We start from the raw sequence: 23,314 nt of genomic DNA, 5'->3' as shown, positions 1-23,314 counted from the left end.
TCTAGGTGAGGTTGCCCTTTTGTGCTAAAAAGCAGCTATAAATATTGATTTTTGCAATGTACAATTTCCAATTAGGTCTTGACATTTAACCGCTGGACTGATTTATAATAGCCAGTTTATTGTAATGTCGATTACGCTCAAGAACAGAAAATGCTATATTCATAGCATGGTCGGATATGCGTTCCAAATTATTCAGCATATCGAGATAGATCACCGCAGATGATGGCTGACATTGCCCTTTATTCAATCTGTCTATGTGCGCCTCTCTAAAACGCTTCACCATGTCATCCACTTCTTCCTCTCTTTGTTCTATATTTGCAGCCATAACCATATCATCCCTTTTTAATGCCTCTACAGAATCTTTTAATATCCCAAGCACTCTATTGTATAATTCTTCTAATTCAGATATGGCCATATTGGAAAATTCTAACCTGTTTTCTTCTTTATACTCGGCCAGCTCAGTGAGATTCTCTGCGTGATCGCCTACTCTTTCCAGATCATTTACCGTATGAAATAAGCCGGATATTTCTTCCGCTTGCTCCTCGTTAAGCGATATATTAGATAAATTCACAAGGTATTCCGTTATTCCATGATTGAGAAAGTTTATGAGCTCTTCATTTTCATATATACGCTTTTGTTTTTCCTCATCAAAATCAAAGAATATGCTCATAGAAAGCTCTACATTTCTTATGGCTAAATCAGCCATCCGCCCTACTTCTTTCATTATCTGCACTACTGCTACAGCCGGTGTTTCCAATATACGCTGATCGAGGTATTCAAACCGTTTTTCTGAAATATGCTCGGGCTTACTGGGTATTATCCTGGAAGCTATATTTACCAATTGTTTAGCAAATGGGAAAAGTAAAATCGTATTGACGATATTAAAAACAGTATGTGCGTTGGCTATTTGTCGCGCTACATTGTCAGGTGACAGCGATTGAATAAATTCAGCAAACGGTATAAATTGTATTATAAGCAAAAACGCAACGGTACCTATTACATTAAAACTCAAATGGACTATGGCTGCGCGTTTAGCAGTAACCGATGTACCTATACTAGCCAGCAAAGCTGTAACACATGTACCTATATTCATACCGAATAGTATGGGTAAGGCTACATCCAGATCCACTATGCCCTGGAACGCCATAGCTTGTAATATACCTATAGACGCACTGCTGCTCTGTATTATACCAGTAAAAATAGCACCGGCAGTTATCCCATATAACGGATTTTTGAAATTGAGTAAAAAGCTTACAAATTGTTCATTCGATCTGAGCGGTGACATTGACTCGCTCATAATATCCATACCCATAAACAATATGCCAAAGCCCGCTATTATCTCTCCTAAATGTTTTAATGACTTTTTAGGAGCAAAGAATATAAATCCTACTCCTATTGCTATGGCTATAGGAGCTACAGTGGTCAACTTAAAAGCTATAAGCTGAGCTGTAACTGTAGTACCTATATTAGCCCCCATTATAACGCCCGTCGCCTGCATAAGGGTCATTAGCCCTGCATTTACAAATCCGACCACCATAACAGTAGTGGCACTGCTGCTCTGTATTATAGCGGTAACTGCGGTTCCTATCAATACGCCCATAAAGCGATTTGTGGTCAATACTTCGATAAGTCGTTTAAGGCGATTGCCAGCAGCCTTCTCTAGACCTTCCCCAAGCATCTTCATGCCATAAAGGAAAAGACCCAATCCCCCTGTCAGAGATATTATCATTTGCATAGCATATACTTCCCATCTTCCTCCATTGTTTAAAATACACTATAGATGACACAATTATGAAGTTTGTTATAATTATAACATATACCCACCTCTTTTCGATTTACAAAGGAATCATTTCTGTAATTCGTAATATGATTGCGTACCCACAATTCGTTTCAGTCATATAGCACGAATTGAAGGAATCATCTCAAGCCAACGATATTATATCAAACATACGGTCAACGCGCTATAAATTTTTTGCACAAAAAAGAGGCTGTTAAAGCCTCTTTTCATTCGCCCTACTCCATATCGAATATCTTGCCGGGATTCAATATATTATTGGGATCAAGCGCCTTTTTTATGCTACGCATAACGTTGAGCTGATCTTCATTCATAACGAGCTTCATATATTGCTTACGTTTGGAACCTATGCCGTGCTCACCGCTTATGGTACCGCCCAATTGAGCTGTAAGTTTATACATTTCCGTCAATACTTCAGGCAAAATCTCGTGCCATTTTTCCATCGTAAAATCAGGATTTTTAACCACTGTGGCATGTAAATTGCCGTCGCCGGCATGACCATAACATGGTATAGGCACGTCGTATTTATCTATTATCTCTGCCAAACCTCGTACAAAATCAGGTATATTGGCTATTGGCACCACTATATCCTCCAGGCTCTGATGCGGGCTAACCACCTTAAATGCCTCGGCTACGTTGCGCCTTATCTTCCATATCCGCTCTATCGTGGTATAATTATCGGCCACATATACTTCTATAGCGCCATTGGATATACATAGTTCGCCTATGGTTTCATACTCGCTCTCGACTAATTCTCTATTCTTGCCATCGATCTCTATAAGCAGCATCGCACCGGCTTCAGCTACCGGGATGGTTTCGTTTAAATATTGACATGATGCCTTAAACGACGATTCATCCATAAATTCTATGGCGGTCGGTATGATGCGACCATTGGTCATAATCTTTGGAACCACTCCTATAGCAGTATCTACATCCTTGAATAGAACCAACAGATCTGCAGTGGCTGTGGGTAACGGCAATAGTTTTAATATTATCTTCGTATATATGCCCAGCGTACCTTCAGCACCCACCATCAAATGGACTATATCGTAACCTGTAACGTCTTTAACACGTTTGCCTCCAAATTCTACTATCTCGCCGGTAGGCATAACCATTTCCAAACCATATATATATCGGCCTGTAACACCATATTTTATAGCCTTTCCTCCTCCGGCATTCTCCGCTACATTGCCGCCTATAAAACAGGTTTCCAAACTCATGGGATAACCGGCATAAAACAAGCCGTCGTCCTTTATGACATTATTGATCTCATTTGTCACCACACCAGGTTCTACCACGGCCATGAGGTTCTCTTTATCGAGCTCCAATATGCGGTTCATCCGCTCGACGGAGAGCAATATGCCACCATACACCGGTACTGCTCCGCCCGATAAGCCGCTGCCGGCTGCTCTAGGCGTTACCGGTACCATATATTCATTGGCCAATTTCATTATCTGCGATATTTCTTTAGCATCAGCAGGCTTAACCACCACATCAGGCATATGCGCATATTCTTTTTCAGCTACTTCATCGTGAGCATAACTCTCCATACGTTCCGGATCATTCCATATAACGTTCTTTGAGCCTACTATATCTATAAGTTTATCAACCAATTCTTGAGTTACGGCATTATAACGCATGCTCATTTTATCGCCTCCTGCTCACGCTGTGCTATGTATTGTTTTAATCTTTCTATTAATACCGGCAATACCTCCATGGCATCACCTACTATGCCAAAATCGGCTAATTTGAATATCTGCGCATCCGGATCCTTGTTTATCGCTACTATAGTCTCCGATGTCTGCATACCGGCTATATGCTGTATTGCCCCGGAAATGCCTATGGCCATATATAATTTAGGTGTGACGGTCTTACCGCTTAATCCAACTTGATGCGGATATGTAACCCAGCCGCGATCCACGACATCTCTGGATGCACCGACCGCGCCTCCCAATATTTTGGCCAGCGCCTCGATATATTTGAAATTCTCAGCTTTGCCCAAGCCTCTACCGCCGGCCACCACCACATCAGCCTGCTGCAATGATATCTCCTGAGATTTATCTTCAATAAAATCAAGTTTTTTTGCACGAGATGTAAAACATTCGGACGGCAATACCGGCCTAATAACTTCACCTGTTCTTGTTACATCCCTTGGCGCAGACTTCGTTGAATGAGGGCGCACAGTAGCCATCTGCGGTCTGGCCTCCGGCGTCTTTATAGTGGCCAGTATATTGCCGCCTATAGCCGGTCTGGTCTGCAATAGATTACCCGTACCTTTCTCTATATCAAGTATGGTACAGTCCGCCGTAAGGCCGGCGCGCTTTCGCATGGCTACATGTGGCAGCACTGTGCGACCCGTAGATGTAGCCGCGGCTATAACTATTTGTGGGCTGTACATATCTATCATACAGCATATCACGCTTGAATAAGGCTCGGCCAAAAAATCTTTTAATATCTCATGTTCTATAAGATATACTTTGTCAGCCCCCCGATATATCAACTCTTGCACTTCATCGGCAGGCATATCATAACCCATCAGCACAGCGGCCAACGGCACATTAAGCTTATCGGCCAATCCCCTTGCGCGGTTTAGCAATTCGTATGATACCCCTTGTATTATGCCGTTCCTTTGCTCGGCCAAAACCCATACCTCACTCAAGCCCATGGCTCATCCCTCCTCATATAAGCTGCCTATCCTTAAGAAATTCTATCAATTCATCCACTGCCTTATTGATGGATTCGGTATCCCTGGCTACCAGCTTTTTACCGTTGCGTGATACTTGGGGATGAAATGTCTTTACAACACGTGTTGGAGATCCTTTTAATCCAATATTAGATGGATCCGCCTCTATATCATCCGGCCCCCACATCGGTATATCGATTTTTTTTGCCTTTTGTTTACCTCTTAGCGTAGGCAACCTTGGATCGCTTATTTCCTTAACCACTGTCAATAAACAGGGCAGCGGCAACTCCAATAGCTCATAGCCACCCTCTACCAATCGCCTTACCTGCATCATATGTTCACCGATATAAACTATCTCGCTGGTAAATTTGGCCAAAACAAAACTGTCTATGACATTTTCAGCAAAATCGTTTACGCCTCTATCTACAGCGCTTTGTATCGAACCAACGTCACCAGATATAAGCAGTATATACTTACCGGGACATAAAACAGTGGCTTCTATTACATCGACGTTTGCCGTTTTTATCATATTATCGGCAGCCACTAACCCCATGGCTATACTTTTGAATTCCACAAGACCTATAGCTTTTTTCCCATTCATACTATTAGATCCCCTCTATAACTATTTCTTGGCCTATGGCTCTAACCACGCCGGCTATGCTGGCATGCAGATTTGCTCCAAGCTGACCCTTGGGTACCGAGCCGACAAGCTGGCCTTTTTCCACCCGATCGCCAGTTTTAACCAAAGGCGTCACAGGTACGCCGGTACTCTGCTTAAGAGGCAACGTTACCTTTTTTACAATCTGTTCATCCATTATTAATGGTGCCGGTTTATTATATTGGTTGAGCCCTAATCTGGCTATCAGCCTTTCCACAGGTATCAGCCGGCCATCACGAAACGGATGTGCCGTCAGATCTGCGTTATGATGAGGATTTTTAAATCCTCTTTTAGCTAGTTCCTCTTTTATAGCCATATTTATGCGCCTCGGCGAAAGATCCAACGGGCACGCAAACATATCGCATATGCCGCATTCGCTGCATAAAAGCGCCGTGCTTATAGCCTCTTTATGATCCGATATGGGCATCTCTTTTTGCCACGCTTCATGACAAACAGAGTTATAATGCAACACCGCATCGGTTTTGCCTATGCGTTCCACCATACCTTTGGCTATCACCTGCGCGCTTGGCATATCGAATACCTGAAACTTGACCGATGAACCACCGCAATTTAATACCAGAATATACATCATTTTCCCCTTCTAAACGAAGTGAAAGGCGCCGCCTAACATGATGCGCTCCTGACGCGTAAAATGACGCGGCGTACAGAATCCCTCGCCGGTCGGTCCGGTCAAAGTATGCGCATACACCAATGTTTTGGATTGAGGATCCATGCATGAATAAGAAGGAGCGTTTACCACCAGTGCTGTCATCTGCATGGCGCGCGCATATTCGGTTATACGGTTTATATCATTGGAATGCAATATGGCCGTATGACAGTCTCTATGTTCGGCTTTAACAGCCCATTTTACAGCCTCCTCGAAATCTTTGACCCTTACTATAGGCAATACGGGCATAAGCTGTTCTATCATTACCAACGGGTGTTCCGGTGGTGCTTCGAATATGACGGTGCACACGTCATCGCCTACTTCTATGCCTATATCTTTTAATATCACCGATGGATTCTTGCCTATAAGTTGGCCGTTTGGCTCGCCATCTTTTATGGTAACATTTGTTAGATCAGCTACCTCTTGACTCTTTATAAGATATGCATGATTTTTTTGCATTTCAGCTATAAGCCTATCAGCTACAGATTCTACCACAAATACTTCTTTTTCAGCTATGCATAACACATTATTATCATAGCTTTCGCCGTCTATTATATCCTTGGCCGCTTTGGCTATGTCGGCCGTTTCATCTACCACTACAGGCGGATTACCCGGTCCTCCTGTTATGGCCTTTTTACCGCTTTTTAACGCCGCTCTTATAACGCCTTCCCCACCGGCCGCCGCCACCATCTTTACATAAGGATTGAGCGTATACCTTGTTGGAGGTTTCCATATCCGCTTTATCTACAGCCACCATGAGATATTTAGGCCCACCGGCTTTGATTATAGCCTTATTGAGCAGCTTCATGGCTTCCAAGGTAGCAGCTTGGGCTTTGGGATGAGGGCATATAAATATAGCGTTACCAGCCGCCAACATGGCTATGGCATGGTTTATGACAATAGCAGTCGGATGCGTGGAGGGCATGAGCGATGCTATGACGCCCATAGGCCCATACTCTATTATGACAGAACCAGCATCCCCGCTTAAAAATTCTTTTTGAAGGTCCTCTATCCCCGGTGTCAACATGGCGGCGTTTCTGTTCTTTACCGTCTTATCTTCAACACGACCATAACCCGTAACCTCATGCGCTATTCCGGCCAGATACTCGGCATTTTCCACACCGGCCGCTCTTATAGCGCTTATAATTTCATCGCGTTTTGGCGGCGAATTCTTTCTGCGCTTTATTGACCACCTCCATAGCCTCGTCGACATCGGTGTATACGCCCCAGTCGTCATTTACTTTTATCGCAGATTGCTGTGCCGATGTAATGGCATGGTCATCGCTCTGAATCTGTTTCAGCACTTGTTCTACTATCGATGCTATTAAGTCTTCATTAAAAGCCATCGTTTATTTTCTCCTCTCTAAAAACCCCATCTTTTATATGCATTTTGAATTATAAAGCGTCACTCGACAGATATGGTATGACATACGGCCCTTCGGGTATAGCCAGAATAGCGGCATCCTCCCCATGCATCTCTAATGCACGCGCTATACCTTCTTCAGGCGATGTTATCTTCGAAGCAAATGTCAGATCAAAGTTATCGAAATCGGACGAATAGAGCATTATATTTACCTTCTTCAATGCCTTTACCAGTTCCTCCACTTCCCATTGATCTACCGTAAAGCTTTCTATATGGGATATGGGCTCTATAAATGCATCGTAATCGTTTATAACCTTAAGTTGCTTTAGCACATCTACGAATGACATGCTGCCCAACCCTTCGCTGCACTCCGACAGCATAACGATAGTGCCGCCATCTTTTATAACATTAAGAGCTCCTATGAACCCCTTGACAGTCTGATAATATGTTTTATCCAAGGGATATCCTGCTGTTGATGTGACAACTATATCAACAGGCCGGCTTACATCGCTTAATATCACACGGCTATACTTATCCGCAAAGGCTACGCCGGCTGCATGAGCCGCCTCAAGTTCTCCGCAGAAGATACCGCTTATCTGCCTATTTTCATCTATAACCACGTTTGCTACGAAATCTACACCTGCTTTTTTTGCTATTTCGGTTGCTTCTATGTGAAATGGATTGCCTTCGACAACACAATTATCAGATTTAGGGTGTTCTAATATGCCAGGCATATGCATGTATTTGACCGTTTCTATAGAGGATATGCCCGGACATATAGACTTTCGGCCTCCAGAGTAGCCAGCCATAAAATGAGGTTCTATAAGACCGGTTATAATCTTTAGATCGCTTTGTACATAATATTTGTTAACGTAAATGGGTATATTGTTTATAGACGTTTGCCCTAAATAGCTCATATCGTCCATCTTCTGCGAATAATGGTTGATGACACGATAATTATCCACAATGTCTTGTCCCAGGAGTTCTATCATTTCATCGCCCAAATTAGGTCTATGTATGCCTGTGGCTATCAGTATAGTTATATCATCCTTCGATATGCCCGCTGTTTCAAGGCAGCGCAGTATAGGCGGCAAGAGCAATTTATTCGGCACCGGTCTTGTAATATCCGATACCACTATGCAGGCTGTGTGCTTGCCCTCAGCCAATTCGTATAACGGCAGGCTTGCTATAGGATTGAAGATCGCTTCTTCAATGGCCTTATCTGCATTATTAACAATCGGCATGGTATGCTTGCGTACAACTCCTACAATATTCTTATCTGGTATATCTACATTTATGCCTGTTTTTCCATATAAGAAATGGGTTTTCATCAGCGCTACATCCTTTACATCTTATATGTTTCATTTTATCAACTAAAGCATATCTAGTCAAGTTTATTTTTGATTTTATCATAATTATGTTGTATTTTTGTTGTATTCGCCGCATAATAAAAAGCCCCCTATGTTCATAGGAGGCTTTTATCGAACTTCAAAACAACGATATCTGCAATATAAATGCCGCGAATACAACCGACACCATAGACAGCAACTTTATCAGTATATTGATCGACGGACCGGATGTATCCTTAAACGGATCACCTACGGTATCTCCGACCACAGCGGCTTTATGGCTGTCAGAGCCTTTGCCGCCATATTCGCCGCTTTCGATATATTTCTTGGCATTATCCCATGCACCGCCCGAATTGGCCATCATGACCGCCAGTATAAATCCGCTGACGGTAGCACCGGCAAGCATACCGGCCACACCGTTTATACCGAGCAAAAATCCTATCAGAAGAGGAGCCGCGATAGCCGTCAAGGCAGGCGCTATCATTTCCTTTTGGGCGTTGCGCGTGCATATATCGACGCACCGCGCGTAATCGGGTTCGGCTTTGCCCTCCATAAGCCCTTTTATCTCTTTAAACTGGCGACGTACTTCCATAACTATGCTTTGCGCCGCTCTGCCGACAGCGCTCATGGTCATGGACGAGAACAAGAACGGCAACATGCCGCCCACAAACAGTCCCACAAGCGTAGGCGGATTGAGTATCGATATATCCAGCTTAAAGTCCAATCCCTGGGTCTGCACTATGCGCGTGATTTCATCGGTAAACGACGCTATCAGGGCCAGAGCCGTCAGAGCGGCCGAGCCTATAGCAAATCCCTTGCCGGTAGCAGCTGTAGTATTGCCGAGCGAATCCAACGCATCGGTACGACGGCGAACCTCTGGATCCTGATGAGACATTTCGGCTATACCGCCGGCATTATCGGCCACCGGACCATAGGCATCGGTAGCAAGCGTTATGCCCAACGTGCTGAGCATACCTACTGCCGCTATAGCCACACCGTACAAGCCCATATTGAAATCCTCCGCACCGCCTGCCAAGAAGTAACTGGCCAATACCGCCGCGCCCACTACTATAACCGGCACAGCCGTGGAACGCATGCCCAGCGACAGGCCCCCTATAATGACAGTGGCCGGACCGGTAGTGGATGTGCCCGCCAAATCACGGGTCGGCTTATATGAATCCGACGTAAAGTATTCTGTAAAGTATCCTATTATGACGCCTGCCAACAGGCCGCTCAATATGGCGAAATAGACGCCTATGTGCTCCATGCCCAGCACCTGCCACACCAAGAAAAACGATATGACAGCTATAAGCGCTGCGCTTATGTAGGTACCCCGACGCAATGCGGCGAGCAATACGCTCTGCTTTGCATCCTCTTTGGCATGAACGAAAAACGTACCTATTATCGATGCTATAACACCGATAGCAGCCATTGTCATAGGTATGGTGACACCGTCGACGCCAAGCCCTGCCGCCACCGCCAGCGCGCTGGTCGATACGATGGAGCCCACATATGATTCGTACAGGTCAGCGCCCATGCCAGCCACATCGCCGACATTATCGCCGACATTATCGGCTATGACGGCCGGATTGCGCGGATCATCTTCGGGAATCCCAGCTTCTACCTTGCCTACAAGGTCAGCGCCGACATCCGCCGCCTTGGTGTATATGCCGCCGCCCACCCTGGCGAATAACGCCATCGAGCTGGCGCCCATGCCAAACGTCAGCATAGCGCTGGTAACATTCTGTATGCGGACAGCCGCATCCAAGTCCCTATAAACCCACGTTAAGAAATAATACCAAAAACTTAAATCTAAAAGGCCAAGGCCTACCACCACCATCCCCATGACGGTACCGGCCGAGAAAGCTACGCGCAAGCCCGCATTGAGGCTATGCTTGGCTGCGTTGGTCGTCCTGGCATTGGCGTTTGTAGCCATCTTCATGCCGAGAAAACCCGACAAGCCCGAGAAAAACCCTCCTGTCAAGAAGGCAAACGGAACGAATATGGTCAAGAAACCGTTAAGGGCCAATATGAGCAACACGACAAACATCACGACAAAAAATATGGCCACACCCGTATACTGCCGCTTAAGATAAGCATTGGCGCCCTCTCTGACAGCCCGCGCTATGCGTTGCATATCCTCAGTGCCTTCGCTATGCTTCATAACCGTATAAGCCATATAAGCCGCAAACAGCAAGGCCAGAACAGAACCGATAGGAGCTAATAACAAGAGATCCACAACAGCACCTCCAAAATATGTATTTTGTCGAGGCTAATGCATCAATGCACTGCCCCATATATTCTAATATCAAACAATAAAATTATCAATAGTCGGTTATAGATACTTTACTGGCGTTTTCATCATAATCTACGGTATATATACGATCGGCCACTTCGCTCAGCACGCGATTATGCGTCACCATTATTACTTGCCTGCCAAACGTCCTGCTTATCTCTTTCAGGAACTCGGATACGTTGTTTATATATTCCTCGCTGACATGCTTAGCAGGCTCATCCAATATCAGCGGGCCCCCGATAGGAGGATTATAGGATTGAAGCATGGCTATGCGTATGGCCAATGATATGATATCCACCACGCCGCCGCCGCGCGATTCCTGCGGCCGCACCTTTATCACGTCGTCCTGGTATCTTGAGATGACATAAAACTCAGCCTCAGGGCGCTTGCGCAGCTCTGAAAGCTCTATTTCAAAGCGTATATCGCTTTGAAATATGAATTGCAGGCAACTGGTAACCAGCCTCTCTATCTGATTCTTAGCCTGCTGCCTCGCGAAGTCTGCGGCATGATCGAGTAAAATTCTGGTCTTTTCCAGTATATCCAATTGCTTTTGCGCCTGCTCCTTTTGCTCTTGGACTTGCTGCCTCATGGCCAGCAGTTGATCGCGCTTCGACTTTTCGCTCATATAGATATCCTGGGCCTGTCTGTATAGTTGTTTTATATCGTCAAGCTGTTGCTTGTTCGCATCCATAGTATGCATTACCTCAATGCTTCAATAAGTCCGGCGGTAAAAGTTCCCGAGCCTGCTTTATCAACATGTCTATTTCATTTATGTTTTTTACCTCCGTCATCTTTTATAAGCTGATACTATATCTTCCACTGTAGAAGCATCTATCTTAGACATACATACGGGACACCGCCCTACCTTCATCAGTATTTCTCCATAGCGCTCGGCTTTATCATTTATTTCTTGCTCAATCTGCGTTATATAGCGCTGTCCCTCCGCTATATGCTTAACCACATCCTTGAGATGAGCGGATAAATCCCGCATTCTGTTCAGCAATGCCATATATCGTTCGGTTTCCGATAGCACAGAGCGGCACTTGTCGACCTGCTGCAATGCATCTTTAAGCATTGCAGCCTTGCTCAATTCAGCATTCGATGTTTCAAGGCGTTTTTTTAATGTTTCCAAGCGCTCTAGATTCACAAGCGCATTTGAGGCCAGATTGAGGCAACGCTGACAATCATCCAACCTCTCAACCTTATCCAAAACCTCTTGTTGTTTTTTTATATCACTATATATGGCCGTTAAAGTCAGGCTTATCTGAGTATATTTATTGAGCAAACGGTTAGATGCCAATGCTTTCTCCACGATGGCCTGTGCTTGAGGTAAATCCTCCACGCTTTTTATTATCGCTTTATCATGTGCAATATTACTCTCGACGACCAGCCATCTTCGGTTTATATTTTTCAACACCGTAAGATTGGCTGTCAATACCTCTACATTATGTATATGCTTCTCCAAAGCCGGTATAACATCGAGCTTGCTTAGAATGGCTTGATTCTGATGCGATTCCATTTCTATGGACTTTAAATTCCGATTTATTTCAGCAAGGCGATCCAAACGCATGGTCAACCGATCTAAGCGGTCTATGCATCGGCTTTCTTGCTCTATGGCTTGCTCTAGTCGCGGAAGATAATCGAATTGCTCTATGGACTGGCTCAGATTATCTATATCGCGATCCCATTGTTTCACCTGCTGAGTTAATCGCGTTATATCGGTGACGGTGCTCTGCATAGCCCGATCTATTATATGCACGCCCACCAGACGGCCAAGAGCCTTGGCTCGCGTAGCGCCTGTTTCGGCCAGCATGAAAGGCCCTTCAAGCTGCTGTCCTATATTTATGCTGACGGCGTTGTTCTCATCCAATACTACTTTGCGTATGCTGTGAGCATTCAATATCTCAGCCGGTATTTCATTGCCGAAACCTTCAAACACCTGTTTCCGGCCATCTTGAGCTATTAAAACATATCGGTTGTATGACGAGGACCGCTCCCTCACTATAGTATAACCGTTAGACATGCTAAGCGTTACCCGACAGAAAGACGCCCCTTGTCTCATAAACTCCATACCGCGCGGCTCATTATATAGCACCCACCTTATAGCCCTTATGATGGCCGTTTTGCCGCTGTCGGAAGGGCCTACAAATATATTAAGCCCTTGGGTTAACTCTAATTCTGTATATTCATGCGATTGAAAGTTTTCTAATATTATCTTTTCAATATAATTAACAGCCATAATTACATCTCCGCATATTGTTCGGCTGCCGCTATACGCCTCAATGCCTCTTCTTTTACTTCATCACTTATATGCTCGTTACCGGCCACTTGTTGTATTATGGCCGATAGATCGAAACGCTTGAATTCACCGGCCGCTCCTATTTCCTGAAAGAATGTGGCCAGTTTCTGTTTCTTCATCTGCTCCTGCTCTATGTAAGCCCTGTCCAATACCTCAGTGCTGGGCTTAGCGCTTTTCAGGCGCTCAATCTTTACCGATATCCCGTCGGCCTTATTCATATCCAAAATTAGTACCGACGGCCATCTATCCATTTCTGCTATACTGCTGGTCATGCGCATAAGGCTACCCGGATTTATAAAATATTTATCGTTTACCCGCTTTATGCCGAATCCGGTATGAAAATGCCCGCTCAGCGTTACATCGGCTTCGGTATCGGCTATATCATCTATAAGGGTATAAGCCGCCCCTTCAAACATCTTCTTTTCCAGCAGCATTCCATGCGCCATATGGATGGCAAAATCAACGTCGGTCGGCTTTGACACGGTATAATACTGTTTACACCGATCTTTATAATCTATATCATACGTATAAGGTTGTCCTGTCAGCTGTATGCGCACCGAGTCATCCTCTAATATGACAGGATTTGATGGTTCTATTAGCTTTATAATATTTACGCCGTCCAATAATCCTACCATGGTACGCCCTATAGTGGCCGGGTTATGACCATATATATCGTGATTACCTGCCACCCCGTATATAGGTTTGTCAAATTTCTGAAATATGGCAGCAAATTCCCTGACTATGGAAGGCGAAATATCCGGACGGTCAAAAAAATCCCCGCCGTGGAGCACTACATCCACGTGCTGCTCATGCACGATATCGTTTATCTCATTTAATTTGTTCTTTAACGTCTCATATACATCGTCGAGTCTGCCTCTCGGAGCAGTACCGCGTATATGTGTGTCGGTCAAAAAGAGAAATCTCATCTATCGTCCTCTGTATCTTCAACAAAAAAATTTTTTACTGTAGCATATGCCATCGATCTATTAAAACCGCGGCGAATCAAAAAGGCCATGGCTTTGGGCATAGCCTCTTTATCATGTTTATCAAAGCGTTTTTCTATAAGCTCACTAGCTATGCTGCGCTCATCGACCTGGGCCTCACGCCACGCTTGATCTATAATATCCCTGTCTACGCCCTTAGCATAAAGCTCGGCGCATATAGCCGCATAACCCTTCGGGTTAAATCTCATGCGTTCTCTTATCCACATGCCGGCAAATGACAAGTCATTTATATAGCCCATATCCTGATATTTATTTATAAGATCGGATATATCCTTATCCGCGCAGCCTTTATTGCTAAGATATTGCTCTATTTCATGACGGCTGCGCTGTCTATAGGATAAAAACTTGAGTAGAAGCACTTCAGCGCTCGGCGGTTGAGAAGGTTCGTGCATATCAGCAATAATTATTCGGCCGGCTCTTCGGCTTCATCGACAGCCGATATAAGCTTTATCTTGCCCAATTTATATTGTTCCCTTATTTTCTCTTCTATATCGCGGCATATCTCCGGATTATCTTTAAGAAACTGCTTGGCATTCTCTTTGCCCTGTCCTATCCTATTGTCGTTGTATGAATACCACGACCCACTTTTTACTATAATGTCCTGGTCTACGGCCAAATCCAGTATATCGCTCTCGCGCGATATGCCTTCGCCGTATATTATATCGAATTCGGCCTGCTTAAACGGCGGCGCAACTTTATTTTTAACCACCTTTACCCTGGTATGAGTACCTGTTACATCGGCACCGCTCTTAATAGTATCGGCCTTGCGTACATCCAGGCGTACTGACGCATAGAACTTGAGCGCCCTTCCCCCTGGCGTGGTTTCCGGATTACCGTACATAACACCTACTTTTTCACGCAATTGGTTTATAAATATGACTACCGATTTAGACTTGCTTATAGCGCCGGTTAGTTTGCGGAGAGCCTGAGACATAAGCCTGGCCTGCAAGCCGACATGGGCGTCCCCCATCTCCCCGTCTATCTCGGCCTGTGGCACCAATGCCGCTACCGAATCGATAACAACCACATCCACGGCACCGCTTCTAACCAATGCCTCGGCTATTTCAAGGGCTTGCTCACCGGTATCCGGCTGCGATACCAAAAGATCATCTATATTTACGCCTAATCGCTTCGCATAGGCCGGATCCAGCGCATGCTCAGCGTCTATAAAGGCCGCCGTTCCGCCGATTTTTTGCGCTTGAGCTACTATATGCAATGCTACGGTGGTCTTTCCGGACGACTCCGGCCCAAATATTTCTACCACGCGACCTCTTGGTACGCCGCCAACACCCAATGCTATATCGAGACTAAGCGAACCGGTAGGTATCACTTCAACATTAAGCCGAGCGGTATCATCACCTAACTTCATGATAGAACCTTTGCCGAACCGCTTCTCTATCTGGCTCAATGCTGTTTCCAGCGCATGTTCTTTTTCCATCATCAGTTTATCAATCCTTTCGAGCAGTCAATATACCGAACATCTGTTCACCTTTTTATTATACCCCTTAGTTCTTCCAGCGTCAATCGTTATTTTTGAGCAAATGTAAGCGCAACAGGTTCAGTGCCGTAAGCGCAGCTGTTTCTTTTATGCGCCTGCGATTGCCGCCAAATACATGTTTGCTGCTATACGCCCCATAACTATCCGCTATAGCCATATATACCAGACCGACCGGTTTGGACGGCGTACCGCCATCAGGACCGGCTATACCTGTAACGGCTAACGCTATATCAGCATGGCTGTGAGCCAATGCCCCTAATGCCATCTCCTCGGCAGTCTGCGGGCTTACTGCTCCAAAACGATTCAATGTGTCGTTCGATACGCCCAATAATTCCATTTTCGCTTCATTGCTATAGGTAACCAAGCCTCTGTCAAACGCTGTGGATATACCAGGTATATCCGTCAATTTATCGGATATAAGCCCACCCGTACAAGATTCAGCCAACGCAAGCTTAAGCTCACGTTCTATAAGCATACGGCCTACCACTTTGCTCAGCGTATCATCATCCACACCATATACAGCATCACCCAAACGCTGTTTTATCTGCCGCTCGACGGGACTTATCAGCGCATAAGCATCCTCGCCTTTACGCACCCGTGCGGTAATACGCAATGTAACATCTCCATGACCGACCAAAGGGGCTATCGTAGGATTGTCCTGTTCATCCAGCAAATCCTCCACCATCTCTTCCACTTTTGACTCACCTATACCGAATATACGGAGCACCCTAGACACGATGGCATAATCCGAGAATTTCTGTAAAAATGGTACTGCAGTTTCTTCAAACATGGGTTGAAGTTCCATAGGTGGCCCAGGCAATATTACAAATATACCTTTCTCATGCTCTATTATTACGCCGGGCGCCGTACCGTTGGGATTGGGTATCGGTATGCTTCCTTTGGGCAGTAAAGCCTGTTTTATATTATTATCGCTTACTTGTCGACCAGTACGGTTAAAATATTCCTTAATATATTGCAAGCTAGGCTCATGCATTTGGAGCTCAAGACCCAGAAATTCGGCCACTGTTTCTTTGGTAAGATCATCGACCGTCGGACCAAGCCCACCGGTAGTAATAATGAGATCAGCCCTCTTTACAGCCACGTCCAGGGCATTCAGCAAACGTTGCCTGTTATCTCCCACGACCGTATGATAGTATACGTTTATCCCTAACTCGGATAATCTCTGTGATATATACTGGGCATCGGTATTGGCAATCTGGCCTAAAAGCAACTCGGTGCCCACGCTTATAATTTCACAATCCATCTAATTCTGCCTCCTGTTTAACCTTTAACCTTAATCAGTATAGTCGCTACGGCTGTGAAGCTGGACCACTACGCAATCAAAGATTGCTGTGGTCCTACGCTTCAAAAGCCCGCTCAGCATATATGTCAAGCCTTACATCACTCAATGATGGCGTACTTACAATTCATTTCGCTTGAGCAAACTAACGCCGGCAATTCGCGTCCATGCTCAATGCCGACTGGTCGGGCGTCCATGCCCGACCTACGCTTGCTCTACGCTGCATTCATTGAGTACGCTTACGCAATATTTCAAGGCGTCCTCCGGCTTTATATCATTTACATCGCTTTGCAGTACAATATAAAAAGGACCGCTTAAGCGATCCTTAAAAATTTATCGTTATACTTATTGGCATCCTCCCTGTTATACATAGCGCCTGCTATATCCGCCCCGTTGTTTGGCCTCTTGATTCTGCTTCAAATCATTCAACCTTTCTTCGCTATCTTTTAAGAATTGGGCCAGCCTATCCTCAAAGGACAACGCCTGCTCTTTAGTTTGGTTATTTACTGATACATCCTCCGCCTGTTTGGCTTTTTTAATCGATAAACGGATCTTACCGTCATCGCCTATCGACAATACCTTTACCCTCACCCTATCGTTTTGTTTTAATTGATCCTTTATATCGGCAACGTAAAAATCCGCTATTTCAGATATATGGACCAAACCCGTACTGCCATCGGGCAATTTAATAAAGGCTCCAAACTTGGTTATCCCAGACACTGTACCATCAACTATATTCCCCACTTGTAAGGCCATAAAATGAGATTATCCTCCTTTTTTTATTTAACATATGTGCTTCATGCGCAATAATATAAAAATAACCTGCTCTATAATGGGGCATCGTCTTGCATCGACCTAAGGAACTTATTTGCCCAATTCAGAATCATCTAAGTATCTCACTTCTCCATCTTTAACCATGCCAAGCTGCTCCCGCGCTACTTTTTCAACATACTCGTCGGTATTGGATAGATCGATTTGACGTTCTAATCGTTGGTTTTCTTCCTTCAGCTTTGCTATCTGCTCAGAGATCTGCTGCTTTTGCGAACGTACGTAATTAAACTGCATTTGTTGATTTATCAACATTGCAGACACATACCCTATAAGCAAAAGCAACAAGCCTATGCGCAAAAACTTCTTTCGCTTTCTCATTTTTCTCTCCAGCTTGTCTAATGTTTATATATTAATATATTCGCCATAAATCTCAAAAATCCTTCTATTATTTAAAATTTTTATGCCTACTGTGAACAAATTTATAAGGCAACAGTAACAAATTAGTTAATATTCTGGATATAGTTGCTATTACTTCTATTATTTTGATAAATAACGCGATAAAATATCGGCTTACAACGAGAAGATAACACATCCAGCCGGCTCCAAAAGCAAGAAACAGATAAAATCGTATTTCTGCATAATTAATTCTAAAAAGTACGCAGAAAAAAAACAATGCGGTTAACAACCAAAACAGCATATCCAGTACCCCTATTATTACCTTGGACGGTCTGCATTTCCATCGGAATACTCTATACAGGTCATACACAATACCTACTAGGAAACCGCATATGATCATAACACCGAAAACATATGTCTGTTCTATATTCACTTGAACATCTTACCTAAAAATCCGGATGTTTTACCGTGACTATCTATTTTATCCGTGTAATTGAGTTCCTCTATGTAACCTTCCACCATCAGCTCACCATCGTCCAAGCTCAGTTTATTAATATGAAGGCTGGTTCCTTTTACTATTATATAACCAACGCTGGTGGAAACGCTTATGATTTCCTCGTTAAAGCTTTCCACATCATTTACTCCAGTAATAGTCAGCCTCTCTCTGTTTTGCATTACAACGGTATGAGGCATATCTTTAACGATCTTTTTAGGCTCTGATTCTTTAGCGGGCAAATTACTCCTCTCCCTTCATAGCCAATTTATATTATCGATAAATGATATGCCTGTACCAGAATATTTAGAACTATCGCGCGTCCTAATCCCACATCTTGACGATGTCTATCCCCTTATAATAATAGTTTATTATTTCTGAGGCAGTCCGACCATCTTCAGCCATTTTATATGCGCCCCACTGGGACATACCCACTCCATGGCCATACCCTTTACCTTTTATGGTCAACTGCCCATTTTTATATACCAACGATGTGAGCAGAGTAGACCGCATCTTTGTACTACCCAGCATTAGACGCAGCTCGGGCGCCGATACAACGGTATCATCAAATTTTATAGCCGTAGCCCTGCCTGACGGCCCTCTGGCAACTACTTCCGCGGTATCAAAATCATTTATGTTTACATTCAAGCTATGCAGAGCTCTCAGCACCTCATTTTCAGAAAATGTAGCTTCCCATGCTTTATTATCGGCAGGCGCTTTATCCGACTCCTGCGACCTTACTACCTGTATATACGGCGGCTCCTCCTCTTTATAGTTAAGCCCCTCTTTGGCCGTAGCGGTCATGCCGCCGGAATGCGCATGAAACCATGTATTGGCGAAATGCCCATCGTATACGATGACCTGACCGCGCGTGCTTCTGACAGCTTCTTTTACGCGATCATTTACAGCAGAAGGATTCCACGCCTGAGCTTCTTCTATATCCGTGGATACATCGGCGTTTCCATACCTTGAACCGCCCTTTTCAACGATAAAATTCAAGACGAAGCTGCGTGCTATAATGGCTTGAGCTGCTAACGCTTGTACCGGCCAATCATTTTTCATCTCGCCTGCTACAACCGCCGCTATATAATCTTCAAACCCCATCTCGTCAACTATACCCTTATCTTTATCATAAACCTTTAAAATCGGCTCTGCATTGCTCCCCGTGCTTATTTTAGTCGGTATGGCAGGCTTATCGGGCTGCTTCGGCTGCGCAAGAGGTTCGGGTCTGGTGCGGGCACATGATGTAAGAACCAGTAATACGACTACTATTATAGCAAAATTGCGTTTTCTGAACATACTATAATCCTCCTCATGATATATACGATCATAGTATCTCAATAAACGCAATCTATTAAACACAAATTATAGAACGCTATATAACTTTATATAGCTCCGAAATCTGCTCTTTGGACGGCGATTCTACCACCTGCAATATTTGATATCGCATGACTCTGTCGCCAAACTGTATTTCCAGCATATCTCCGGCCTTGACCTCAGCAGAAGCCTTAGCCACACGACCGTTTATTTTGACCCTTCCTTGATCACATGCCTGATTAGCAATAGTACGCCTTTTTATAATGCGTGAAACTTTTAAGAACTTGTCCAAACGCATCAACATTTCCCCTCTGAATAAAAGTAAAGCTGCGAACTACTCGCAGCTTTCGGTACGTTAACCCTTGACGGCATCTTTTAAAGCCTTTCCCGCTTTAAATACCGGGGCTTTGGATGCTGGTATCATTATTTCCTTTTGTGTTTGAGGATCACGGCCCTTTCGAGCACTGCGAGGACTTACTCTAAATGTTCCAAACCCTACCAGTTGCACTGTATCGCCATTAGCCAATGCCTCGGTAACCACATCCACAAAAGCATTTAATGCTTTTTCAGCATCCTTTTTGGTCATCTCACCTTTTTCTGCCATCTTTGTTATCAGTTCTGCTTTATTCAATGGATTTTTCCTCCTTTGTTTAGTTAATCTTGCTTTTACCATTATTTTTGCAGATTTTGAGCCAAAAATCAATACTTTTATTAAATTTTACAATTTAGCCTGCTCCCAAAGCGCGTCCATCTCCTTCAGCGACATGTCCTCCAACTTTTTGCCGGCTTCTCTAGCACTATTCTCAATATACTCAAACCGCCTTATAAATTTCTCCGTAGCTTCATTAAGCGCTAACTCGGGCTGTATATCCAAAAAGCGGGCTACATTTACTATGGCGAACAGCAGATCACCGAGTTCTTCTACTATTTTACCATAATTTTCACTCAAATATACATCCTTAAATTCTTGGAGTTCTTCGTCCACTTTACTGACGGCATCTTTTACATCGTCCCAATCGAAGCCTACCGCCGCAGCCTTCTTTTGAACTTTATAGCTCCTCATGAGCGCCGGCAAGATAGATGGTATAGCTTTCATCCTTTCTGTATGAGTATCAAAACCCTTTTCGTCGGACTTAATCCTTTCCCAATTATCCAGTACCTGCGCCACCGTATCGGCGGTGTCGTCGCCAAATATATGCGTATGCCTGCTTATCATCTTGCGGCATACATTATCTATCACATCCCGGATGGTAAATCTGTTTTGCTCGGCAGCTATTTGAGCGTGGAATACCACCTGAAGGAGCACATCGCCAAGCTCTTCCTTCAATTCATCATCATCTTTATGGTTTATAGCGTCCACTACCTCATAGCTTTCTTCTAACATATACTGGCGAAGGCTTTCATGGGTCTGTTCTTTATCCCACGGGCAACCTCCCTCGCCGCGTAATTTAGCCATAATATCCAATAAATCCTCAAAATTAAAATGTTGCTCTTTGCCGCTCATCGTAACATCCCCATTCTATAAAGTTTATCAGCCATCCCTTTTAAACGATCTATCTGACGGAGATCATTATAAGTCACCGCTCCTATAGCCATAAGCATCAAACCGTATACTATTATACCTGCCAGAATGGCCAGCAGAGTAGCCATACTATTGCTGTCCAAAAATACATATAACCATTTATATAGCACCCATACTGCTGCTATCATGACACCGGCGGATATAGCAGGTTTCATTAAATGTGATGCCGCATTGAATTTTATATGCGTATACCGCGCAACCGCCAACAGATCCAAGACAGCCGCCAAGGCATAACAGGCTATGGTGCCAAAAGCAGCACCCCTTATATTGAGCACCGGTATACCCACTAATACATAATTCATCACTATTTTAAGCAGTGCTCCCCACAAAAGATTTATAACCGGTATACCCACCTTGCCCACTCCTTGAAGTATACCAGCCGATGTCTGCACCAATGTAAGAAATATTATAGAGAACGCCAATATCTCAAGTATCTGACTGCTTATGGCCAACTGTTCCGCTGTCAATGTTTGATATAGCAGTTGTAATATAGGCTGAGCTAATACCGCCATACCAAGCGCTGAAGGCAGGCCTAGAAGTATAGTTAATCGTATAGCAATATTAGCTTTTTCCTGCAAACCATTTATATCCTTTAATATAGCGGCTTCTGATATCGCCGGTACCAGGCTTGCCGATAGTGCTACGGTTATGACTTGAGGAAAATTGACCAAAGTATTGGCATAGCCTGTCAGATAGCCATATAGCTCGGTGCTTTGCTGTGTCGATAACCCCAATCCGGCAAGTCGTCTGGGTATTATCATAAGATCAGTAATATTGACCAATGGTATAACCAATCCTCCTATGGTTATAGGAATCGCTATTTTTAATAATTCTTGTAATATCGATCCCTTGCTTTCACGATATCGCCTGTTAAAGTCTCGCTGTACAGCTAGTCTTATATCACGGCGCTTGAGATTGTAGGTTATCACAAGCATTGCGAAGGCCAGCACCTCGCTTATAGTCACGCCCAGTACAGCGCCCATAGCTCCATACTGCACGCCTTTGGGCATCCAGAGGCTGGCTAACCACAATCCGAATATCAGTTTACCCAATTGTTCGATTATCTGGGACAACGCGGTGGGTATCATCTGCTGCATTCCTTGAAAATAGCCTCTGTAAGCCGATATCATCGAAACAAAAAATAATGATGGTGCTATGGCCAAAAACGCGTACAGCGACTTTTGATTCTTAAGGTACAAGGCCAGCAAAGGTGTAGCCAGCAGCAATAATACAGTCGTAATAATACCTAAGATAAGCAACAGCTTGAATGATATCATAAAAACCCGATGAGCGTCTCTTCGGTGCCCTAAAGCGATGCGTTCGGCCACCATTTTGGATATGGCGGTAGGTATGCCGGCTACCGATATATAAAGCAACGTAGTATATATCGGATAAGCCATCTGATATAAGCCCATGCCTTCAGGCCCTATTATGTAGGCCAGCGGAATTCTATAAAATGCCCCTATTATCTTGACTAAAAGGCCGGCCAAACCCAATATGGCAGCACCTTTTAAGAATGTTTGTCTGCTCATACACCGCTCCATCTAATTATACGTCTCTTTAATCTATTTAATTTTACGATAAGATAAGCTTTTTTGCAACACCGATTGCCATATAACTTCAATTCGTGCTATATGGCTGAAACGAGTGGCATAAAGGATGCAAATGATATAAAGCCGGAGAACGCCTTGAAATATTGCGTTAGCTTGCTCAAGCGAAACGAATTGTAAGTACGCCATCATTAAGTGATGTAAGGCTTGACATATATGCTGAGCGGGCTTTTGAAGCGTAGGACCACAGCAATCTTTGATTGCGTAGTGGTCCAGCTTCACAGCCGTAGCGA

26 protein-coding genes are annotated in these 23,314 nt (G+C 44.2%); all 26 read right to left on the bottom strand.

Annotated features, from left to right (window positions below; genetic code table 11):
- Window positions 1–85 precede the first annotated feature (85 nt).
- A complete protein-coding gene (locus JG770_RS09205; protein ID WP_291958111.1) occupies window positions 86–1,735 on the bottom strand; it encodes a Na/Pi cotransporter family protein in 1,650 nt (549 codons plus the stop codon).
- Between the two features lie 278 nt (window positions 1,736–2,013).
- On the bottom strand, window positions 2,014–3,435 hold the full coding sequence (locus JG770_RS09200; RefSeq protein WP_363320991.1) for an FAD-linked oxidase C-terminal domain-containing protein: 1,422 nt from the start codon (window positions 3,433–3,435) through the stop codon (window positions 2,014–2,016).
- 2 nt (window positions 3,436–3,437) lie between these two features.
- A complete protein-coding gene (locus JG770_RS09195; protein ID WP_291958107.1) occupies window positions 3,438–4,460 on the bottom strand; it encodes an electron transfer flavoprotein subunit alpha/FixB family protein in 1,023 nt (340 codons plus the stop codon).
- A gap of 13 nt (window positions 4,461–4,473) precedes the next feature.
- On the bottom strand, window positions 4,474–5,079 hold the full coding sequence (locus JG770_RS09190) for a BMC domain-containing protein (RefSeq protein WP_291958104.1): 606 nt from the start codon (window positions 5,077–5,079) through the stop codon (window positions 4,474–4,476).
- Between the two features lie 4 nt (window positions 5,080–5,083).
- The gene (locus tag JG770_RS09185; RefSeq protein WP_291958101.1) at window positions 5,084–5,728 is read right to left on the bottom strand and encodes a hypothetical protein; all 645 of its coding nucleotides are present in this window, start codon (window positions 5,726–5,728) and stop codon (window positions 5,084–5,086) included.
- A 9-nt stretch (window positions 5,729–5,737) separates the two neighbouring features.
- Complete coding sequence (locus JG770_RS09180) at window positions 5,738–6,490, bottom strand: aldehyde dehydrogenase family protein (protein WP_291958099.1); 753 nt, start codon at window positions 6,488–6,490, stop codon at window positions 5,738–5,740.
- Window positions 6,438–7,016 carry an aldehyde dehydrogenase family protein gene (locus tag JG770_RS09175; protein ID WP_291958096.1) on the bottom strand — a complete coding sequence of 193 codons (579 nt, stop codon included), beginning with the start codon at window positions 7,014–7,016 and terminating at the stop codon, window positions 6,438–6,440. Before JG770_RS09175 ends, JG770_RS09180 begins: the two co-directional genes overlap by 53 nt.
- Window positions 6,952–7,149: a hypothetical protein gene (locus JG770_RS09170; protein WP_291958093.1), complete on the bottom strand. Its 198-nt coding sequence runs from the start codon at window positions 7,147–7,149 to the stop codon at window positions 6,952–6,954. The genes JG770_RS09175 and JG770_RS09170 overlap by 65 nt, the downstream gene beginning before the upstream one ends.
- A gap of 49 nt (window positions 7,150–7,198) precedes the next feature.
- The gene (larA, locus tag JG770_RS09165; protein WP_291958091.1) at window positions 7,199–8,497 is read right to left on the bottom strand and encodes a nickel-dependent lactate racemase; all 1,299 of its coding nucleotides are present in this window, start codon (window positions 8,495–8,497) and stop codon (window positions 7,199–7,201) included.
- A gap of 157 nt (window positions 8,498–8,654) precedes the next feature.
- Window positions 8,655–10,754, bottom strand: a complete 2,100-nt coding sequence (locus JG770_RS09160; RefSeq protein ID WP_291958089.1) for a sodium-translocating pyrophosphatase — start codon at window positions 10,752–10,754, stop codon at window positions 8,655–8,657.
- A gap of 85 nt (window positions 10,755–10,839) precedes the next feature.
- Entirely contained in the window at window positions 10,840–11,502 is a 663-nt protein-coding gene (locus JG770_RS09155) for an ATPase (RefSeq protein ID WP_291958086.1), read from the bottom strand.
- A gap of 96 nt (window positions 11,503–11,598) precedes the next feature.
- On the bottom strand, window positions 11,599–13,050 hold the full coding sequence (locus tag JG770_RS09150; protein ID WP_291958083.1) for an AAA family ATPase: 1,452 nt from the start codon (window positions 13,048–13,050) through the stop codon (window positions 11,599–11,601).
- Window positions 13,051–13,052: 2 nt separating this feature from the next.
- Window positions 13,053–14,036 (bottom strand): metallophosphoesterase, encoded by a 984-nt coding sequence (locus JG770_RS09145; RefSeq protein ID WP_291958081.1) that lies wholly within the window; start codon window positions 14,034–14,036, stop codon window positions 13,053–13,055.
- Window positions 14,033–14,473 carry a regulatory protein RecX gene (locus JG770_RS09140; protein WP_291958079.1) on the bottom strand — a complete coding sequence of 147 codons (441 nt, stop codon included), beginning with the start codon at window positions 14,471–14,473 and terminating at the stop codon, window positions 14,033–14,035. Before JG770_RS09140 ends, JG770_RS09145 begins: the two co-directional genes overlap by 4 nt.
- 44 nt (window positions 14,474–14,517) lie before the next feature.
- Window positions 14,518–15,555, bottom strand: coding sequence for a recombinase RecA (recA, locus tag JG770_RS09135; protein ID WP_291958076.1), 1,038 nt, complete (start codon window positions 15,553–15,555; stop codon window positions 14,518–14,520).
- A 79-nt stretch (window positions 15,556–15,634) separates the two neighbouring features.
- Window positions 15,635–16,876, bottom strand: a complete 1,242-nt coding sequence (locus JG770_RS09130) for a competence/damage-inducible protein A (protein ID WP_291958074.1) — start codon at window positions 16,874–16,876, stop codon at window positions 15,635–15,637.
- Window positions 16,877–17,275: 399 nt separating this feature from the next.
- On the bottom strand, window positions 17,276–17,668 hold the full coding sequence (locus JG770_RS09125) for a S1 RNA-binding domain-containing protein (protein WP_291958071.1): 393 nt from the start codon (window positions 17,666–17,668) through the stop codon (window positions 17,276–17,278).
- A 108-nt stretch (window positions 17,669–17,776) separates the two neighbouring features.
- Window positions 17,777–18,061: a septum formation initiator family protein gene (locus JG770_RS09120; protein ID WP_291958069.1), complete on the bottom strand. Its 285-nt coding sequence runs from the start codon at window positions 18,059–18,061 to the stop codon at window positions 17,777–17,779.
- Between the two features lie 67 nt (window positions 18,062–18,128).
- A complete protein-coding gene (gene yabQ, locus JG770_RS10670) occupies window positions 18,129–18,512 on the bottom strand; it encodes a spore cortex biosynthesis protein YabQ (protein WP_363320989.1) in 384 nt (127 codons plus the stop codon).
- On the bottom strand, window positions 18,509–18,814 hold the full coding sequence (yabP, locus tag JG770_RS09115; RefSeq protein ID WP_291958066.1) for a sporulation protein YabP: 306 nt from the start codon (window positions 18,812–18,814) through the stop codon (window positions 18,509–18,511). Before yabP ends, yabQ begins: the two co-directional genes overlap by 4 nt.
- An 82-nt stretch (window positions 18,815–18,896) precedes the next feature.
- Window positions 18,897–19,871: a SpoIID/LytB domain-containing protein gene (locus JG770_RS09110; RefSeq protein ID WP_291958064.1), complete on the bottom strand. Its 975-nt coding sequence runs from the start codon at window positions 19,869–19,871 to the stop codon at window positions 18,897–18,899.
- 76 nt (window positions 19,872–19,947) lie between these two features.
- Window positions 19,948–20,187: an RNA-binding S4 domain-containing protein gene (locus JG770_RS09105; protein WP_291958061.1), complete on the bottom strand. Its 240-nt coding sequence runs from the start codon at window positions 20,185–20,187 to the stop codon at window positions 19,948–19,950.
- A 57-nt stretch (window positions 20,188–20,244) separates the two neighbouring features.
- A complete protein-coding gene (locus tag JG770_RS09100) occupies window positions 20,245–20,520 on the bottom strand; it encodes an HU family DNA-binding protein (protein ID WP_363320988.1) in 276 nt (91 codons plus the stop codon).
- A gap of 87 nt (window positions 20,521–20,607) precedes the next feature.
- Window positions 20,608–21,393, bottom strand: a complete 786-nt coding sequence (gene mazG / locus JG770_RS09095; RefSeq protein ID WP_291958056.1) for a nucleoside triphosphate pyrophosphohydrolase — start codon at window positions 21,391–21,393, stop codon at window positions 20,608–20,610.
- Complete coding sequence (locus tag JG770_RS09090) at window positions 21,390–23,003, bottom strand: polysaccharide biosynthesis protein (RefSeq protein WP_291958055.1); 1,614 nt, start codon at window positions 23,001–23,003, stop codon at window positions 21,390–21,392. Before JG770_RS09090 ends, mazG begins: the two co-directional genes overlap by 4 nt.
- Window positions 23,004–23,036: 33 nt before the next feature.
- Window positions 23,037–23,314, bottom strand: a 278-nt coding sequence (locus tag JG770_RS09085; protein WP_291958052.1) for a hypothetical protein, incomplete at its 5' end; no start/stop codon positions are given.

It is taken from the genome of Mahella sp., assembly GCF_020054945.1.
Taxonomy (GTDB): Bacteria; Bacillota; Clostridia; order Mahellales; family Mahellaceae; genus Mahella.
Note: the sequence above shows the minus strand (reverse complement) of the source record. Positions and strands in the feature narration are given on the sequence as shown.

Bases quoted from the DNA above. Each gene is read 5' to 3' on its own strand.
- mazG (WP_291958056.1), bottom strand. From the start codon at position 21,393: ATGAGCGGCAAAGAGCAACATTTTAATTTTGAGGATTTATTGGATATT.
- JG770_RS09110 (WP_291958064.1), bottom strand. From the start codon at position 19,871: ATGTTCAGAAAACGCAATTTTGCTATAATAGTAGTCGTATTACTGGTT.
- JG770_RS09145 (WP_291958081.1), bottom strand. From the start codon at position 14,036: ATGAGATTTCTCTTTTTGACCGACACACATATACGCGGTACTGCTCCG.
- JG770_RS09105 (WP_291958061.1), bottom strand. From the start codon at position 20,187: ATGCGTTTGGACAAGTTCTTAAAAGTTTCACGCATTATAAAAAGGCGT.
- JG770_RS09130 (WP_291958074.1), bottom strand. From the start codon at position 16,876: ATGGATTGTGAAATTATAAGCGTGGGCACCGAGTTGCTTTTAGGCCAG.
- JG770_RS09195 (WP_291958107.1), bottom strand. From the start codon at position 4,460: ATGGGCTTGAGTGAGGTATGGGTTTTGGCCGAGCAAAGGAACGGCATA.
- JG770_RS09205 (WP_291958111.1), bottom strand. From the start codon at position 1,735: ATGCAAATGATAATATCTCTGACAGGGGGATTGGGTCTTTTCCTTTAT.
- JG770_RS09125 (WP_291958071.1), bottom strand. From the start codon at position 17,668: ATGGCCTTACAAGTGGGGAATATAGTTGATGGTACAGTGTCTGGGATA.
- larA (WP_291958091.1), bottom strand. From the start codon at position 8,497: ATGAAAACCCATTTCTTATATGGAAAAACAGGCATAAATGTAGATATA.
- JG770_RS09200 (WP_363320991.1), bottom strand. From the start codon at position 3,435: ATGCGTTATAATGCCGTAACTCAAGAATTGGTTGATAAACTTATAGAT.
- JG770_RS09120 (WP_291958069.1), bottom strand. From the start codon at position 18,061: ATGAGAAAGCGAAAGAAGTTTTTGCGCATAGGCTTGTTGCTTTTGCTT.
- JG770_RS09175 (WP_291958096.1), bottom strand. From the start codon at position 7,016: ATGTCGACGAGGCTATGGAGGTGGTCAATAAAGCGCAGAAAGAATTCG.
- JG770_RS09155 (WP_291958086.1), bottom strand. From the start codon at position 11,502: ATGGATGCGAACAAGCAACAGCTTGACGATATAAAACAACTATACAGA.
- JG770_RS09150 (WP_291958083.1), bottom strand. From the start codon at position 13,050: ATGGCTGTTAATTATATTGAAAAGATAATATTAGAAAACTTTCAATCG.
- JG770_RS09190 (WP_291958104.1), bottom strand. From the start codon at position 5,079: ATGAATGGGAAAAAAGCTATAGGTCTTGTGGAATTCAAAAGTATAGCC.
- JG770_RS09185 (WP_291958101.1), bottom strand. From the start codon at position 5,728: ATGATGTATATTCTGGTATTAAATTGCGGTGGTTCATCGGTCAAGTTT.
- recA (WP_291958076.1), bottom strand. From the start codon at position 15,555: ATGATGGAAAAAGAACATGCGCTGGAAACAGCATTGAGCCAGATAGAG.
- JG770_RS09170 (WP_291958093.1), bottom strand. From the start codon at position 7,149: ATGGCTTTTAATGAAGACTTAATAGCATCGATAGTAGAACAAGTGCTG.
- JG770_RS09090 (WP_291958055.1), bottom strand. From the start codon at position 23,003: ATGAGCAGACAAACATTCTTAAAAGGTGCTGCCATATTGGGTTTGGCC.